Below are 17,032 nucleotides of genomic sequence, written 5' to 3' on the forward strand. Positions count from 1 at the left end.
GCTGGTGTTGTGAGTTACCATTTGCGGTAGCTCGAGCTGCTTAATACGCTCATCGCCCATACACAGGCACACAATACCGCTGCCTTCGCGGATCATTTCCGCCATTTGTTGGGTCGTTAAATGCTCGGCAGAAAAAACAAAATCACCTTCGTTTTCGCGGTTCTCGTCATCAACAACAAGTACCCCTTGGCCTTGCTGCAAAGCAGCAATGGCGTTTTCTACACGGGTGTGGCTTTTGCCAAATTGGCTAAGTAAAGACTGAATCATTATTATATTCCACATAAAAATAAATAGATTCAGGACACTGAAAGGCATGGCAAAATACACAAACTAAATTGCGCACTTTTTGCCACTAAACAGCTTATACCAATCCGCTTAATTAAGTGATTTATTTTGAGGTTAGAAAAACGTGTCGCTCAAAATAATTAAGTATTATTGCGAATTGGTATTAAACACGCAGCCACAGGCCACGTGTTTGCATACGCTACAAGCTATATTCTCTTTCATCCGGACTATAACCGTCGGCTCTGGCATCTCACCAGATCTGCTTGACCTTTATTTAATACATTAAAAAACGATTATTAAATAAAGCGCTCGCGGGCTCGTTTATTCAAAAACTAATGAGTAAAACATACCGCCGGTGGGGAATTTCACCCCGCCCTGAGAATGTACCGTGAACTTATCTGTTCACGGCCTGCGCATTATACGCGTGTATTTATATGTTATTCAAAATAAACGTTAAATAAGTTCAGTGTTTAGTGAGGCATTGAGTACTTTACCTTGGTTAATATCGGCCGTGAGTGAGCATTTTGCGCCATTAACTAAGTTTAAATTTGGCTGCACATGGCCAATATCAGCATCTATTATTACCGGGAATAAACACCCACCCAATGCCACCTCTAGCGCATGGCGGTAATCAAATGCATCGTGATGACTTTGTGTTATTTCGCTGCGCCCTAAAATAAGGCCGTTAATATCATCAAATACACCGGCAAGTTTGAGCGACAGTAAAAATCGTGCCACGGTGGTAGGCGTAAGCTCTGAATTTTCTAGGTATAAAATTAGCCCTTCGTTCGCACTGTGTTTTTTAAAGTCGTGCAATGCTAAAAATGGCGAATCCAGCAATAATCCTACGGTATCAAGGCAGCCGCCAAATAAGCGCCCAGACATCTCTATTGTGCGCTCATCAGTGTAATTTAGGCACTGCCACTGGGTAGGCTCGCTTGGCGCTAGCAGCTCATCGGGGTTTTGTGCGTAATTGGGTTTATTTTTTTGATAATAAGCAGAAGGTCCTTGCTCAAATTTACTTCCCGACTCGTAGGTAATGGTTTCAAAAATTTGTAAGCTGTAGGGGTTTGTTTCATCAGGGTGGAGCTGCATTAGGTTGGCACTATGAAGTGTTGCCCATTGGCACTTAGCCGTAAGTGCACAAGCAATTGTGCTCACATCAGAAAAACCCACCAGCCATTTAGGTTTGGCCTCTTTTATGGCGTTATAATCCAGTAGTGGCAAAATTTCCATTGCCAGCTCTCCGCCCATTGGCGGCATAATGGCGGCAACCTCATCGTCTAGCAAAAAGCCCATTAATTGCTTGGCATGCGCTTTTGCATCTAATTCATCGCGGGGTTTATTTTGGCGTAAAAACTCCCCTTCTACTACCTCGTAACCACGGTGTTTTAAACCGTCTATCACTCTATCTAATCGTGCATGGTATTTTTCTTTTAAGCCCGACGAAAGCGAGCAAATAGCAATTTTAGAGCCTACTTTTAAAGGCGCTGGATAAAGTATATTAGCCATGAATGTTCCTTTTAATAAAGTGATTCCACTGTGTAAAAGCCGTTATGCATTTACACATTACCTATATGAATGTACCTATATCAACACGCACACTCTTTATGCAATATGAATAAGCGTAGAGTGTGTTTAGCATTTATGCAGTCACCATTTTATTTATAAATTTTTTAACGAGTAATGGCATGCGCTTTTTTAGCAATCCAATTATGCCAATCCGTTTAACTCAGCTGCCTATTTTGAGGGGTGGTGTTATATATGGGGTTTATGAGGATAAGTTGGCATTAGCTAGTTTTTAGGCATAAAAAAACCGATGCAATCGCATCGGTTTTTGCTTGTACATTACTGTGAGCTAAATATTAAAGATACTCAACGTCAATGATTTCGTACTCAACGTCGCCTTTAGGCGTTTTAATGGTCACAGCATCATCTGTTTGTTTACCAATTAAACCGCGCGCAATCGGTGAGTTAACAGAAATTAAGTTATTTTTAATATCTGCTTCGTCATCACCCACAATACGGTAGGTTACTTCGGCACCTGTTTCTACATTTACAATAGTGACAGTAGTACCAAAAATAACTTTACCTGTATTAGGCATTTTAGTTACGTCAATAATTTGCACATTTGAAAGCTTAGCTTCAATTTCTTGAATACGGCCTTCGCAAAAACCCTGTTGCTCACGCGCTGCGTGGTATTCAGCGTTTTCTTTTAAGTCACCATGTTCACGTGCAATCGCAATATCATTTACGATTTTAGGACGGGTAACTGTTTTTAATTCGTTAAGCTCTTCGCGCAGTAACTCTGCGCCACGAACTGTCATCGGAATTGATTGCATACTTTTCTCACTTAACACCAAGGCCTAGTGGCCTTGGTACATTTCCTTAGTTCAATCGCTGGTGTAGCTCTTGAACTGACGTCACTTTACTACGGTCGTCCGCTTGGTTAGCAGTACAGTTAGCAAATGCCGCGTTCAAGGTTGTCGTGTAGTTGGTTTTGTTTTGCAATGCACCACGACGCAACACCTTCGAATCTTCGATCGCTTGGCGACCTTCGGTGGTATTTACGATATAGCTGTACTCTTTATTCTTGATGTTATCAAGAATATGCGGGCGGCCTTCATATACTTTGTTTACACGGCGTACTTCAATACCGGCCTCTTTTAAAGCCTCTGCTGTGCCACCTGTTGCATCAATTTCAAAACCAAGGTCTGTCATGGTTTTAGCAAGTTCTACAACACGAGACTTATCGCTGTTACGTACAGATAGTAACGCGCGACCACCGCGTGGTAAAGTGTTGCTTGCACCTAATTGTGCTTTTGCGAACGCTTCGGCGAAAGTATCGCCAACACCCATTACTTCACCTGTAGAGCGCATCTCTGGGCCACGGATAGGATCCACACCTTGGAACTTAGCAAACGGTAAAACAACTTCTTTAACGCTGTAATACGGTGGAATTACTTCTTTAGTAATGCCTTGGCTTGCTAAAGACTGACCCNCCCGCCATACAACGCGCGGCTACTTTTGCAAGTGCAATACCGGTCGCTTTAGATACAAACGGTACAGTACGCGCCGCACGTGGATTCACTTCAATTAAGTACACTTTGCCATCTTTTACAGCAAATTGTGTATTCATTAAGCCCACTACGCCAAGCTCAAGTGCCATATCGGTTACTTGTTTGCGCATAACATCTTGCACTTCTTGTGATAAAGAGTGTGCAGGTAATGAACACGCTGAGTCACCCGAGTGAACACCCGCTTGCTCAATGTGCTCCATGATACCGCCAATAATTACTTGCTCGCCGTCACAAATTGCATCAACGTCAACTTCGATTGCATTATCTAAGAAGTGATCAAGTAGTACTGGCGCTTCATTTGAAGCTTGTACCGCTTCGGTCATGTAACGACGTAAGTCTTGCTCATCGTAAACAATTTCCATTGCACGGCCACCCAGTACGTACGATGGACGCACAACCAGTGGGAAGCCAATTTCACCTGATTTAAGTAATGCTTCTTCAGTTGATGTAACTGTTGCGTTTTCTGGTTGTAGTAAATCAAGACGCTCTACTAACTGTTGGAAACGCTCGCGGTCTTCTGCGCGGTCAATCGCATCTGGTGAAGTACCAATTACTGGCACACCATTCGCTTCAAGCTCACGTGCTAATTTAAGTGGTGTTTGGCCACCGTACTGTACAATCACACCTTTTGGTTTTTCAACACGTACAATTTCTAATACGTCTTCAAGTGTAATTGGTTCAAAGAATAGACGGTCAGAGGTATCGTAATCGGTAGAAACCGTTTCAGGGTTACAGTTAACCATGATGGTCTCATAGCCGTCTTCACGTAGTGCAAGGGCTGCGTGCACACAACAGTAGTCAAACTCAATGCCTTGGCCGATACGGTTAGGACCGCCGCCAATAACCATGATTTTGTCTTTGTCTGACGGGTTCGCTTCACACTCTTCATCGTACGTTGAGTACATGTAAGCTGTGTCTGAGCTAAATTCAGCAGCACAGGTATCAACACGCTTGTACACAGGTACAATGTTTAACTGATGACGCTTTTTGCGAATTTCGGCTTCAGATACACCAGCAATTTCAGCAATACGTGGGTCGGCGAAGCCTTTACGCTTAAGTTTACGTAAAAACTCGGCATTTAAGCCGGCCATGCCACCTTCAGCAATTTTAGCTTCGTCTTTTAAAATGTCTTCTATTTGTACTAAGTACCAAGGATCAACTTTGGTAAGTTCAAATACCTCTTCTACGCTCATACCGTGGCGCATTGCATCGGCAATGTACCAAATACGCTCAGCGCCTGGCTCGCGTAGTTCACGGATGATTTTTTCGCGCGCTTTCGGGTCATCAAGTGCCACAATTGGGTTAAAGCCCGTTGCGCCTACTTCAAGACCGCGTAATGCTTTGTGTAACGATTCTTGCTGGTTACGACCAATCGCCATTACTTCGCCCACTGATTTCATTTGCGTTGTTAAGCGGTCGTTCGCGCCGGCAAATTTTTCAAAGTTAAAGCGAGGAATTTTTGTTACTACGTAGTCGATTGATGGTTCAAATGACGCTGGTGTTTTACCACCCGTAATGTCGTTTTGAAGTTCATCTAACGTGTAACCAATTGCTAACTTAGCGGCAATTTTAGCAATAGGGAAACCCGTTGCTTTAGATGCCAGTGCTGATGAGCGAGATACACGTGGGTTCATCTCAATGATAACCATACGGCCATCATCAGGGTTTACACCAAACTGTACGTTTGAACCACCGGTTTCAACACCAATTTCGCGCAGTACCGCCATAGAGGCATTACGCATTAATTGATATTCTTTGTCGGTTAGCGTTTGTGCTGGCGCAACGGTGATTGAATCACCAGTGTGTACACCCATTGGGTCAAAGTTTTCGATAGAACATACAATGATACAGTTGTCTTTTTTGTCGCGAACAACTTCCATTTCATATTCTTTCCAGCCAATCAGTGATTCATCAATCAGCAACTCACTTGTTGGTGATAAATCTAGGCCGCGCTCACAGATTTCGTTAAATTCTTCCATGTTGTAAGCCACACCGCCACCAGTGCCACCCATAGTGAAAGAAGGACGAATAATACACGGAAAACCAATACGTGTTAGCGTATCGTGTGCTTCATCCATAGAGTGAGCAATTTCAGCACGTGGACATTCAAGGCCAATGTTTTTCATGGCTACGTCAAAGCGTTCACGGTTCTCTGCTTTGTCGATTGCATCGGCGGTTGCGCCAATTAGCTCAACGCCGTGTTTAGCCAGTACACCGTGCTTATCTAAATCAAGTGCACAGTTTAATGCCGTTTGACCACCCATTGTTGGTAGTACTGCATCTGGCTTTTCTTTTTCAATAATTTTTTCTACCACTTCCCAATGAATAGGTTCGATGTACGTTGCATCGGCCATTTCCGGGTCAGTCATGATAGTCGCTGGGTTTGAGTTAACTAATATAACTCTAAAGCCTTCTTCTCTAAGTGCTTTACACGCTTGAGCACCAGAGTAATCAAATTCACAAGCTTGACCAATTACAATTGGGCCTGCGCCTAAGATAAGAATGCTTTTTAAATCGGTACGTTTTGGCATTATTACTCCAGTTAAATTAGTTATTACGCGCTTGCATCAGGTCGATGAAGTGGTCAAATAATGGGGCTGCATCGTGCGGGCCTGGGCTTGCTTCTGGGTGACCTTGGAAGCTAAACGCTGGCTTATCAGTACGATGAATACCTTGTAGTGTCCCATCAAATAACGATTTGTGCGTGGCACGTAAGTTACTTGGTAGTGTGTCTTCATCGGCAGCAAAACCGTGGTTTTGTGCGGTGATCATTACTACATCGCGGTCTAAGTCTTTTACTGGGTGGTTACCACCGTGGTGGCCAAATTTCATTTTGACTGTTTTAGCACCTGAGGCCAGTGCTAATAATTGATGCCCTAAACAAATACCAAAAATTGGTGTGTCGGTTTCTAAAAAGGTTTTAATTGCATCAATAGCGTAAGTACATGGCTCTGGATCGCCAGGACCATTAGATAAGAAGATACCATCTGGGTTTAAAGCAAGTACATCGGCGGCTGAGGTTTGCGCTGGTACAACGGTTAATTTACAACCGCGATCAACTAGCATACGTAAAATATTACGTTTAACACCGAAGTCGTAGGCTACTACATGAAACTTTTCATCATCGCTGCTAAGGGTTTTAAATCCTTGGCCTAATGTCCAGCTTGATTCGCGCCACTCAAAATTTTCCTTGGTTGAGACAACTTTTGCTAAATCCATACCTTTTAAACCTGGGAAGGTTTGCGCGGCTTGTAACGCTTTGTTTTCGTCTAACTCGTCACCGGCAATAATACAGCCGTTTTGTGCGCCTTTGTCGCGCAAAATACGGGTAAGCTTTCTGGTGTCGATGTCCGCAATACCTAAAATATTACGTTGTTTTAAGTAATCATCTAACGATTGCTCGTTACGAAAGTTACTTGCTAGCAGTGGCAAATCACGGATCACTAGGCCTTTAGCCCAAATTTGATTCGCTTCTTCGTCTTCGCTGTTGGTACCCGTATTGCCGATATGTGGGTACGTCAAAGTTACGATTTGTTCCGCGTATGATGGATCAGTCAAAATTTCTTGATAACCAGTCATAGACGTATTGAATACTACTTCACCGACTGACATGCCGTCAGCGCCGATTGCAGTACCGCGAAACACTGTGCCGTCTTCTAGGACTAACAGAGCGGATTTAGTCAAGTTAAACCTCCTAACAGTAAAAAACGGGAGTAAGCAAATGCTTAACACCCCGCCAATACCCAGAGGGATCGTCAAAACCAGATTTTTTTGTGAGCTTAAATTGTTTTACGCAGTCTTAAATGATGCCGATATAAAACGCTAAACCTTCAATCATTTTTCTTGCCTAAAACTCTTTTCATTCCCACTGAAACCCCTGGTTTTACTAGCCACTTGGGTATAATTGGAAACACGCATTTAGTAATTTTTGGCAAATTGGCTGCATTCTACATGAAGATGCTATTTAGGTCTAACGTTATTTAGATAAACACTACAAATAAGTAGTTTTAGGCAAAAATAGACCCAAACAGCTAAAAAAGTAACTAAACTACTTCAGATCTAGCACATCTTGCATATCATAAAGTCCTGCTGGTTTATTTTGTAACCACTGCGCAGCCCTTATAGCTCCTAATGCAAAGGTCATTCGCGAACTTGCTTTATGGGTTAATTCAAGCCTTTCGCCCATAGTTGCGAAATAGGCGGTGTGTTCACCTACTATGTCCCCGCCTCTTAGTACTGAATAGCCAATTTCATTTTGCGATTTTGCGGTTTCTACTTGGCTGCGGTCGTATACCGCTACTTCATCGTGATCCCACCCTTTAGCCTGTGCAATAGATTCACCAATGGCTAATGCTGTGCCCGATGGCGCATCTATTTTATAACGATGATGCGCTTCAAAAACTTCTATATCTAGGTCGTCACCAAATTTAGTGGCCGCTGTTTGTACTAGGTTAAGTAGCACATTAACGCCAACGCTGTAGTTACGCGCAAACACAATAGGAATATGTTTAGCAGCATTTTCTAATAATGCCATGTCATCGCTAGTTAAACCTGTGGTGCCTATAACCATAGGCAGTTTTTTATCCATCGCTGTTTTTAAGTGATTGCGCATACCTGCTGGTAACGTGAAATCGATAAGTACATCAACATCAGCAACCTTGCTCTCGTCGCTAAAGCTAATAGATTTGTCGGCTGAACTGTTTACTTGATTTACATTAATACCCAATAACGATGAGCTGCTGCGAACATACGCACCACCAAGTTGTGTTTGCTCTTTAATTGTCGCGGCTTCTAATAGGGCTAAGCCCATTCTGCCGTTAGCACCAAAAACACCTATTCGATTCATTGTTATTGCCTTAATCTGATTTAGTTGGATCTGTTGTTGCGTACCCTGACTAATTTGCCGCCCTAAACTTGCTTTGAGCAATTATTAGCCGCATATAATCGCACACCGGTAGATATTATCTAAAAGTCGTGCAATAGTCAGGTAAGCCCTTAATTAAATAATAATAACAATACCAGTTTACTTTAGCCATCTATACATTTAAACTTCTCTTTCGCGTCGATTTGGTCTTTGGCTTGCGGGCGCTGTGGTCATCTACTTTTCAATTAAAGAGTGATCTACTAAATTCAGCTAAAAGAGGAGTTTTGGCTGTGGTTATATTAACTGGTTATGAGGAATACAATGCAGCCAACATTTAATAAAAACAAAGCAATCCTATCTTTGCTTCCCCTTCTTACCTTTGTAGCCCTTTTTTTAGGCTCAGGTTTATATTTACAATCGCAAGGGGTTGATTACGCTTTTTACCAGCTCCCAGCGCCGGTTGCTATACTACCCGCTATTATGCTTGCCTTTATTTTAAACAAAGGCACTGTAAACCAATGTGTTGAAACCTTTATTAAAGGCGCAGGACACAACAACATTATTACCATGTGTTTAATTTATTTACTTGCTGGTGCATTTTCGGCAGTAGCAAGTGCCACCGGTGGTGTGGATGCGGTTGTAAACGCTGGCTTGTCACTTATTCCCCCGTCGCTGTTATTACCTGGGCTATTTTTAATTGCTGCGGTTGTCTCTACTGCAATGGGTACATCAATGGGTACCATTGGTGCTATAGGGCCAATTGCTTATGCGGTATCCGTTAAAACAGGCATCGACCCTGCGCTAATGGCCGGTACTATAGTATCGGGCGCAATGTTTGGTGATAACCTTTCTATTATTTCAGACACAACCATTGCGGCAACGCGTACGCAAGGCTGTGAAATGAAAGACAAGTTTAAAGAAAACTTAAAAATAGCGGTTCCTGCTGCCGTATTAACCATTGCTTTGCTGCTTTATTTAACACCTGCTCCACAAGCTGTAGAGACTAAAGATTTTGATTTATTATTAGTGCTGCCTTATGCCTTTATTTTAGTATTGGCTGTTGCCGGTATGAACGTGTTTGTGGTGCTATTTAGCGGTATTGTATTTGCTGCGCTAATGGGCTTTACCGGCAGCTACGAAGGCGCAAGCTTTGTAAAAGATATTTACAAAGGTTTTACCGATATGCAGGAAATATTTTTACTTTCCATGTTTATTGGTGGCTTATCTGAATTTATTCGTATTAACGGCGGNAAGCCATTACAAAAGTGATTGCCAAGTGGCACCGCAAAGTAGCTGATCAGCTTGGTATAGCTGCATTGGTATTAACCAGCAACGTGTGTATAGCCAATAACACGGTATCAATTATTGTTGCAGGTCCTATTGCTAAAAAACTTGCTGATGATGGCGAAATAAGTGGTAAACGCTCTGCAAGTTTACTCGATATTTTTGCTTGTGTTACGCAAGGCTCACTGCCCTATGGTGCTCAAGCATTACTGTTAGGTGCTACGTTTAAAATTAGCCCGTGGGAAGTATCAACGTCATCTTACTATTGCTTTATTTTAGCTTTTACTGCCATTGCCGTTATTTGTTTGCGCCGCAATAAAGCCTAAATTTTGTGCAAAATCTTATGTTGCAGCTTAATAAATAAGCTGCAACATATGTTAAAATAATAATCTACAAATCAATACCTTGTGCTATAATGCGCGCTTTCGCGTGTCACTAAAATTATAGTTAAATACAGATTATGAAATATAAAAAAATACTTCCCCTCGTTACCCTTACGTCAATCGCTTTATCATCTTCTGCCCTTGCTGCTAATTGGAGCAGTACCGCATTACATGTTAATAATGGCGACCAAAAAAACCCATTTACCAAGCAAGAATCAGACACGACTGTTTACTCGCTGCAACATGCATCGGGCTATGATTACGGTGATAACTTTTTCTTTATTGATTACAGCAAAGACGATACAACCGACGGCTACCAAGATAGCGACTTTTACGGCGAATGGTATTCAACGCTAAGCTTATCNGTGAGAAAATTGGCGCTGGTGCATTATTAGATGTAGGCCTTACTGGCGGAATTAACGTTGCCGGCGATGCCAAAATGATGAAATACCTACCGGGTGTTAAATTAAGCTGGGATGTACCTGGGTTCAACTTTTTTCAAACACTTGTCACTGCCTATATTGATGACAGTGAAGGCGTAGCCAAAGGCGGTGCCCCTATTGAAACTAACAGCTGGATGTTTGATGTAGCCTTTGAATACCCGTTTACCGTAGGCTCGCAAAAATTTAGCTTTAAAGGACACGCTGAGTACATTGCAGAGCGCGAAGATGAATTTGGTAACGACGTAGAAGCGTGGATACTTGCACAGCCTATTTTAGTATGGGATATGGGCCACGCGTTAGAAATGAAAGAAAACACCCTATTACTGGGTATGGAACTGCAATACTGGCATAACAAGCTAGGCACTGAGGTCACTGAATCGGTTCCACAAATACACGTTGAGTGGACTTTTTAAGTCCATACAGTGTAAAACAGAGTCAACATTACTTTTAAACGGAGCACTTAAACAGTGCTCTTTTTTTGCCATGAAAACTATTTAATTGAACAGCCTTTAATACTTAGTTATTGTCCTACTTTAATTAAAGCCGTGTGCTTGCCTTTAATAGGAGTAAGGAAATGCCAGCGATTAAAGTTATTTGTTTGTCTGCATTATTAGCCTTTACTAATAATGCATTTGCCAGTAGTACAGAACCCTCTAAAACCCTCTCTTACGATGCACTTTTAACAAATTACCAGTATGATTTTAAAGTAAATTATTTTGATATTGCATCACAAAAGCAATCGCTAAAAATGGCGTATATTTATTTAAAACCCACGCAAAAAAATATGCCAACAGTGACGCTAATGCACGGTAAAAACTTTAATGCCGACTACTGGAGCCCCACAGCCCGTTACTTACAGTCGCTTGGATTTGGGGTGCTGATCCCCGATCAAATTGGTTTTGGTAAGTCTTCAAAGCCCACTAACTATCAATATTCATTTGCGGCGCTTGCGCATCATACACATGCATTAATGGACTCGCTAAATCTTGAAAAGTCGATTGTTGTTGGCCACTCTATGGGGGGAATGCTAGCGAGCCGTTTTGCATTAATGTACCCAGATACAACCACTAAACTGATTTTGCTTAATCCAATAGGGCTTGAAAACTACTTACACTATGTAAAATACAAAGACACCAACTTTTTTTATAAAAATGAGCTTAACAAAACGCCCGAAGGTGTTAAAAAGTACCAGCAAAAAAACTATTACGATGGTCAATGGAATACCCAGTATTCAGCATTAACCGACTTTATTACAGGGCAAATACAAGGCCCAGATAAAGAGCAAATTGCCTGGGTTAACGCTAAAACCTACGATATGATTTTTACCCAACCGGTGATCACTGAATTTAAAGACTTAACGGTGCCCGTTAAATTAATTATTGGTACGCGTGACAGAACAGGCCCTGGCCGAAACTGGAAAAAAGACGGGATAGATTATCAGCTGGGGCGTTACGACAAATTAGGAAAACACGCTGCTGCGCTCATTCCTGATGCGCAACTGTTTGAGCTTGATAATTTAGGTCATTTACCGCAAGTAGAAGATTTTGAGCGATTTAAGGCAGTGTTTAAACAAGCACTAAGTGAGTAATAGCTTGATGCTTAATAAAATAAAGCCCCTGTAAGTAAACCGCTTACAGGGGCTTTTTATATAAAAACTAATTTACAGCGTACATTGCGGGTTTTTACCCTGCGATTTAGCCGTACTTTGCTCGCTAAGTGCTTCGCTCATTTGTGCTTGTAAATTATTAATTCGATTGCTCGGTGCAGGGTGAGTAGATAAAAACTCAGGTGTGCTACCACTGCCTGCTGCGCTCATATTTTGCCAAAGCGTTACCGACTCTTGTGGGTTAAAGCCAGCCTGCGCCATTAAATCTAAGCCAATGGTATCGGCCTCTGATTCGTGTGAACGGCTAAACGGTAAAACTACGCCGTACTGCGCCCCTAAGCCTAAACCTTGCATAATTTCGTTGCGGTATTGTACGTTGCCCATTTCAAGCGCTGCGCTGCCTAATTGCATACCAGTATCTAAAATTGAGCTTTGCGATACACGCTCATTTGAATGCTCTGCTATAACGTGGCCCACTTCGTGCCCTAGTACGGTTGCAAGCTGATCTTGATTGGTGGCTATTTTTAATAACCCCGTATGAACACCTATGTAGCCACCAGGTAATGCAAAAGCATTTGCCGACTCATCTTCAAATACCACGACTTCCCAATTTTGTGAGGCGTATTCTTTTGGTAAAACAGCCACGACCTTTTCAGCAATACAATTTACATACGCATTGGTTTTTACATCTTTATTGATTGGCTGTGATTCCTTCATTTGAGCAAAACTTGCGGTGCCCATTTCACTCATTTGTTGATCTGAATACAGCGCAATTTGAGTACGCCCCGTAGGCGATGTTTTACAGCCGGCTAAAACTGCAGTTGCGAGTAAGGCAAGGGCTAGCTTTTTCATGGTGTTTCCTTCAAGTCTTTAATTTTTATTAGTTGTAGAATAGCAAACACGGTGCCAGTTTAGAATCTTTGCTCTTTATTACGCCGCTTTTTATTTTTAATAAATAAATGACCTTGCCAGACAAACTAAGTTTATACCCTTGCATAGCCCTGTTACACTATAAGCCTTGTTTTTAGTGAATGTTGAGTGACTACATGGACGCCTCGGCCTCGTCTTTTAATACCCGAATTTTGTTACCCTTGTTAGCCAGTATTGTTGCTATTACGCCGCTGGCTATAGACATGTACTTACCGGCCATGTTGGTTATTGCGAACGATTTACAAACCACTATGCCAAATGTACAAATTTCGCTAAGTATTTATTTGGCTGGCTACTCGCTAGGCATGTTATTTTTTGGCCCTATTGCCGATCAACTCGGACGACGAAAACTAACCCGGATTGGCTTAACCTTATTTGGTGCAAGCTCATTTGCGCTGGCTTTTACCAACGAAATACACACCTTTTGGGTACTTAGAGCCGTGCAAGCATTCACCGGCGCGGCAGCTACGGTGGTTGTGCCTGGCGTAATTAGGCATATTTATCAAAAAAACACCGCTAAAGGCATGTCGTATGTATCTATGATTATGATGGTAGCGCCTTTAGTTGCCCCCTCTGTGGGCTCGTTTATTTTAGGGTTCTCAGTATGGTCAACCATATTTTTGGTTCTTGCTGCCTATAGCTTTTTAATTTTAGCGTTTGTACAAGTGTATTTAATTGATATCCCCATTCATAAAAATGAGAAAAAAGGCCTAGCCTTGTTTTTCGACAGCTATAAAACGGTACTTAGTAATAAAGATGCACGTGCAGACATATTAAGCTCTATGTTTGTCTCGTTTGGCTTTTTTTGCTTTTTAACCTCAGTGCCTTTTGTATACCTAGATTTATATAATGTGTCTGAGCAATTATTTGGTATTTTATTCGCATTTAATGTCATGGCACTTATGTGTGGTAACTTTTTAAATACCCGAATTGTACCAAGAATTGGCTCTCGAAAAATGCTGTACATAGGGCTTGTATGTGGCTTTGCCTCTGGGCTGGCACTGCTTACGTTTAGCTTGTTGCAGCTTTCTTTATATTACATTGTAGCGGCCATTGCGCCTTTAATGATGAGCCTAGGGGTAACAGCAAGCAATGCTGATTCATTAATATTAATGAAGTTTGAAAAAAACACCGGTACCGCCACCGCTGTTATTGGAACGCTGCGCTTTGGCAGTGGCGCGCTCGTTGGCCCATTGCTTGCGGTGGTGCATGCAAAAAGTGCAGTGCCGTTTTCAAGCTTAATGTTTAGCGCCGTGCTATTAACTATGCTGGTGCAGTTAATCCACTATAAAATAGACAAAAAAAAATGCCTCATTATGAGGCATTTTTTATAAACAGTGACTAATTAAGCGTCTGCTGCTTTAGATACCATAACCATTGCAGGGCGTAATAAACGACCATTTAATGTGTATCCTTTTTGCATTACTGCAAGTACCGTGTTTGGTGAAACATCGTTACTTGGTTGGATAGACATTGCTTGGTGGAATTCTGGATTGAATTGCTCACCTTGTGGGTTAACAATTTCAACGCCAAACTTTGCAACCGCATCGTTAAAGCTTTTAACTGTCATATCAATACCTTCAAGCAATGGCTTTAAGGTTTCGTTTTCTTTATCAGAAAACTCAATAGCACGCTCTAGGTTATCGATTACTGGAAGTAATTCGTTAGCAAACTTTTCCAGTGCAAATTTATGTGCTTTTTCTACATCTTGTGCAGCACGACGACGAATGTTATCTACATCTGCGGCGGCGCGTACAACGCTGTCTTTTTGATCCGCAATGGTTTGCTTAGCGGCTTCAAGCTCTGCGTATAGCATTGCAATTTCAGCTTCAGGGCTTTGCTCTTGGTCTGCTTCGTGTTGCTCTGCGGCTTCTACTGCTGCTTCAACATCAGCTTCCATTTGAGCTACTTCTTCGTTTAGTTCTACTTCTTGCTCTGGGTTTTGTGTCTGCTCAGACATAAAATACGTGCTCCAATTCTTTACAACTGCGGTAATTATGGGGATTGAATAAAAAGATTCAAGAGTTAGATGGCTCTAATAATTTAAATTCTTGGATTAATTGTTCAATTTGCGCCGATTTAGGGCAAATTACGCAAAAGCGGCTTTGATACTCTTGATTTTGAAAGTATGGCACACTAATTACTATCAGCTCATTACACTCTGTAAACGGTAAGTTTTCAGTGTTTAAAACTGATACCCCGTTTTTAAATGCGAGTTTATCTTCGACAAAATTTAAAAATGAAACGCCAATATTTAAGCTTTGTTCGCAATCGACCTTTTTATATAAATAGTTTTCGCCTACTACAATACTGTTATCTGATCCAAGCTTTTGACTAAGCTGGCGCGTCCACTGTGTCAGTGAGTCATGGCAATTACGCGGTGCGGTGTTTGCCATTGCTTGCATTCTGTACAAACCTTCCATTAAGGTTTGTTGGCTAAATACTGTGTTTAACCAAGTTGCAAATTGATAACGCACAGCATCTGAGGAATCATCAGGTTTGTTGATACAAATATTGTGGCTTTGCCCTGCTCTATCTATTAGCAGTACAAGCCAATCGTTAGAATCAAACTCAAGCACTTCTACTCTAAACACTTGTTGCGAGCTTGCTTGTGGTAAGCCTACACAACAACATACTTGATACTTTTTACTTAATCCATGGGCAAGCTCCACAAGTTGTGCTTGCTTTGGCTGCCAGTAATTAGCTATTTCAGCTAACGGAAAAAACTCATCAAACCAATAATCAAACCCTTGGTTTGTAGGTACACGCCCTGCCGATGTATGAGGGGAATATAACAAGCCTACTTTTTCAAGTCGCGCCATAGCATTTCGTACCGTGGCAGAACAAACCGCCATGCCTTTTTGCTTCGCTATTTTTGTTGATGGAACGGGTAACCCTTCACCATTACAATAAAGGCTCATCACTGCTGAAAAAATTTGTTGATCTCGCGGGTTTATATTCATGTTATCTACATCTTGTTGCATGAAAGAGATATCGGGGCAGTTAAAACAAATTCAAGCCTAAAGCACGCTTTAAGTGAATATGTTGTTGCATGCATTACAATAAAACACTGCTGCAACTATTTTTAAGCATTAAATACAAAAATTAAAGGAGTAATTTAATCTGTTGAGCCAATAATAAGCTCTTAGGTGAGCTTGGCAATATACAGGCGTAATTGAATCATTATCATATTGGTAAATCTGTGTTTTCAAACACTTCTGTTTTGAGTTACCCTACAAAAATATTATTACTTTTTATTGTAGCCGTTATGCACTCACCGTTTAAAACTATTGGCCTTATAGGTAAACCAAACCATCCTAAAGCTGCGGCTACGTTACAGCGTTTACATACTTTTTTATCGGCTCTTGGCTTTACCGTGATTGTAGAAAAGCGCACCGGTGGGCAGTTATCGGATGTCCCTGATACTCATCAAGTTGACCTTGTTAGCTTAGGCGAGCAAGCCGACCTTGCTATTGTTGTAGGGGGCGATGGCAATATGCTTGGTGCTGCACGCGTACTGGCACGCTTTGATGTAGCTGTAATAGGCGTAAACAGAGGTAATTTAGGGTTTTTAACCGATTTAAACCCAGAAGGCTTTGAAGGTAGCCTAGAGCAAGTGTTAAGCGGCGAATATTTAGAAGAAAAACGCTTTTTGCTCGAGGTAGAAGTATATCGCCATAACGAACTTAAAAGTGCGAATTCAGCCGTTAACGAAGCGGTGCTACACGCCGACAAAGTTGCCCACATGATTGAGTTTGAAGCTTTTATTAATAATGACTTTGTGTTTTCTCAGCGCTCTGATGGCTTAATTGTATCAACCCCTACCGGCTCTACGGCTTATTCTTTATCGGGTGGCGGGCCCATTTTAACACCTGAGCTTAATGCAATTTCGTTAGTGCCTATGTTTCCGCATACATTATCAAGCAGACCCTTAGTGGTTGATGCCGATAACGAAGTGCGCTTAAAGTTAAGCCTTGAGAACACCGACAGCTTACAAGTCAGTTGCGACAGCCATGTAGTGCTTGCCGTTTTACCCGGCGATGAAGTGGTTATTAAAAAAGCCGACAGAAAACTGCGCTTAATTCACCCAAAAAACTACTCTTACTACAACGTTTTACGTACTAAACTTAATTGGGGCAGCCGTTTATACTAATTTT

Annotated in this window: 11 protein-coding genes, 3 pseudogenes and 1 riboswitch; of the genes and pseudogenes, 5 read left to right on the plus strand and 9 right to left on the minus strand. The window is 41.7% G+C overall.

Annotation, left to right across the window (positions count from 1 at the left end; translation table 11 throughout):
• The 6 genes and pseudogenes from L650_RS0121245 to dapB form a co-directional block, all read right to left on the minus strand.
• The coding region (locus L650_RS0121245; protein ID WP_029774337.1) for a 3,4-dihydroxy-2-butanone-4-phosphate synthase at positions 1 to 267 on the minus strand (267 nt) is incomplete at its 3' end.
• Positions 268 to 491: 224 nt separating this feature from the next.
• Positions 492 to 672: riboswitch (FMN riboswitch) on the minus strand.
• 66 nt (positions 673 to 738) lie between these two features.
• Entirely contained in the window at positions 739 to 1,797 is a 1,059-nt protein-coding gene (locus L650_RS0121250) for a S66 peptidase family protein (protein ID WP_029774338.1), read from the minus strand.
• Between the two features lie 353 nt (positions 1,798 to 2,150).
• Complete coding sequence (greA, locus tag L650_RS0121260) at positions 2,151 to 2,627, minus strand: transcription elongation factor GreA (RefSeq protein WP_029774339.1); 477 nt, start codon at positions 2,625 to 2,627, stop codon at positions 2,151 to 2,153.
• A gap of 46 nt (positions 2,628 to 2,673) precedes the next feature.
• Positions 2,674 to 5,896 (minus strand): annotated as a pseudogene (carB, locus tag L650_RS0121265) (carbamoyl-phosphate synthase large subunit).
• A gap of 16 nt (positions 5,897 to 5,912) precedes the next feature.
• Positions 5,913 to 7,049 (minus strand): glutamine-hydrolyzing carbamoyl-phosphate synthase small subunit, encoded by a 1,137-nt coding sequence (gene carA, locus L650_RS0121270; protein ID WP_004588094.1) that lies wholly within the window; start codon positions 7,047 to 7,049, stop codon positions 5,913 to 5,915.
• Between the two features lie 364 nt (positions 7,050 to 7,413).
• Positions 7,414 to 8,211 (minus strand): 4-hydroxy-tetrahydrodipicolinate reductase, encoded by a 798-nt coding sequence (gene dapB, locus L650_RS0121275; protein WP_029774340.1) that lies wholly within the window; start codon positions 8,209 to 8,211, stop codon positions 7,414 to 7,416.
• A 339-nt stretch (positions 8,212 to 8,550) separates the two neighbouring features.
• Between dapB and L650_RS0121280 the strand changes: the two are divergent.
• From L650_RS0121280 to L650_RS0121290, 3 genes and pseudogenes are all read left to right on the plus strand, one after another.
• A pseudogene (locus tag L650_RS0121280) lies at positions 8,551 to 9,839 on the plus strand (Na+/H+ antiporter NhaC family protein).
• 134 nt (positions 9,840 to 9,973) lie between these two features.
• Positions 9,974 to 10,752: pseudogene (locus L650_RS0121285) on the plus strand (nucleoside-binding protein).
• A gap of 161 nt (positions 10,753 to 10,913) precedes the next feature.
• Positions 10,914 to 11,927, plus strand: a complete 1,014-nt coding sequence (locus L650_RS0121290) for an alpha/beta fold hydrolase (RefSeq protein ID WP_029774341.1) — start codon at positions 10,914 to 10,916, stop codon at positions 11,925 to 11,927.
• Positions 11,928 to 11,999: 72 nt separating this feature from the next.
• Here L650_RS0121290 and L650_RS0121295 read toward each other — a convergent pair whose 3' ends face one another.
• Positions 12,000 to 12,797 (minus strand): M48 family metallopeptidase, encoded by a 798-nt coding sequence (locus L650_RS0121295; RefSeq protein WP_029774342.1) that lies wholly within the window; start codon positions 12,795 to 12,797, stop codon positions 12,000 to 12,002.
• 194 nt (positions 12,798 to 12,991) lie between these two features.
• Here L650_RS0121295 and L650_RS0121300 point away from each other — a divergent pair, with 194 nt between their 5' ends.
• The gene (locus L650_RS0121300) at positions 12,992 to 14,209 is read left to right on the plus strand and encodes a Bcr/CflA family multidrug efflux MFS transporter (protein ID WP_029774343.1); all 1,218 of its coding nucleotides are present in this window, start codon (positions 12,992 to 12,994) and stop codon (positions 14,207 to 14,209) included.
• 11 nt (positions 14,210 to 14,220) lie between these two features.
• On the opposite strand, the gene grpE is transcribed toward L650_RS0121300, so the two are convergent.
• The gene (gene grpE / locus L650_RS0121305) at positions 14,221 to 14,835 is read right to left on the minus strand and encodes a nucleotide exchange factor GrpE (RefSeq protein ID WP_024033377.1); all 615 of its coding nucleotides are present in this window, start codon (positions 14,833 to 14,835) and stop codon (positions 14,221 to 14,223) included.
• A 58-nt stretch (positions 14,836 to 14,893) separates the two neighbouring features.
• On the minus strand, positions 14,894 to 15,859 hold the full coding sequence (locus L650_RS0121310) for an HrcA family transcriptional regulator (RefSeq protein ID WP_029774344.1): 966 nt from the start codon (positions 15,857 to 15,859) through the stop codon (positions 14,894 to 14,896).
• A 284-nt stretch (positions 15,860 to 16,143) separates the two neighbouring features.
• Here L650_RS0121310 and nadK point away from each other — a divergent pair, with 284 nt between their 5' ends.
• A complete protein-coding gene (nadK, locus tag L650_RS0121315; RefSeq protein WP_004588103.1) occupies positions 16,144 to 17,028 on the plus strand; it encodes an NAD(+) kinase in 885 nt (294 codons plus the stop codon).
• The last annotated feature ends 4 nt before the right edge of the window (positions 17,029 to 17,032 follow it).

The sequence above is a fragment of the Pseudoalteromonas sp. TB51 genome (assembly GCF_000498055.1).
GTDB lineage: Bacteria > Pseudomonadota > Gammaproteobacteria > Enterobacterales > Alteromonadaceae > Pseudoalteromonas > Pseudoalteromonas atlantica.

What these genes read in the sequence shown, in the direction of transcription:
- L650_RS0121250 (WP_029774338.1), bottom strand. Translation starts at nt 1,797, where the DNA reads ATGGCTAATATACTTTATCCAGCGCCTTTAAAAGTAGGCTCTAAAATT.
- greA (WP_029774339.1), bottom strand. Translation starts at nt 2,627, where the DNA reads ATGCAATCAATTCCGATGACAGTTCGTGGCGCAGAGTTACTGCGCGAA.
- dapB (WP_029774340.1), bottom strand. Translation starts at nt 8,211, where the DNA reads ATGAATCGAATAGGTGTTTTTGGTGCTAACGGCAGAATGGGCTTAGCC.
- L650_RS0121290 (WP_029774341.1), top strand. Translation starts at nt 10,914, where the DNA reads ATGCCAGCGATTAAAGTTATTTGTTTGTCTGCATTATTAGCCTTTACT.
- L650_RS0121295 (WP_029774342.1), bottom strand. Translation starts at nt 12,797, where the DNA reads ATGAAAAAGCTAGCCCTTGCCTTACTCGCAACTGCAGTTTTAGCCGGC.
- L650_RS0121300 (WP_029774343.1), top strand. Translation starts at nt 12,992, where the DNA reads ATGGACGCCTCGGCCTCGTCTTTTAATACCCGAATTTTGTTACCCTTG.
- grpE (WP_024033377.1), bottom strand. Translation starts at nt 14,835, where the DNA reads ATGTCTGAGCAGACACAAAACCCAGAGCAAGAAGTAGAACTAAACGAA.
- L650_RS0121310 (WP_029774344.1), bottom strand. Translation starts at nt 15,859, where the DNA reads ATGCAACAAGATGTAGATAACATGAATATAAACCCGCGAGATCAACAA.
- nadK (WP_004588103.1), top strand. Translation starts at nt 16,144, where the DNA reads ATGCACTCACCGTTTAAAACTATTGGCCTTATAGGTAAACCAAACCAT.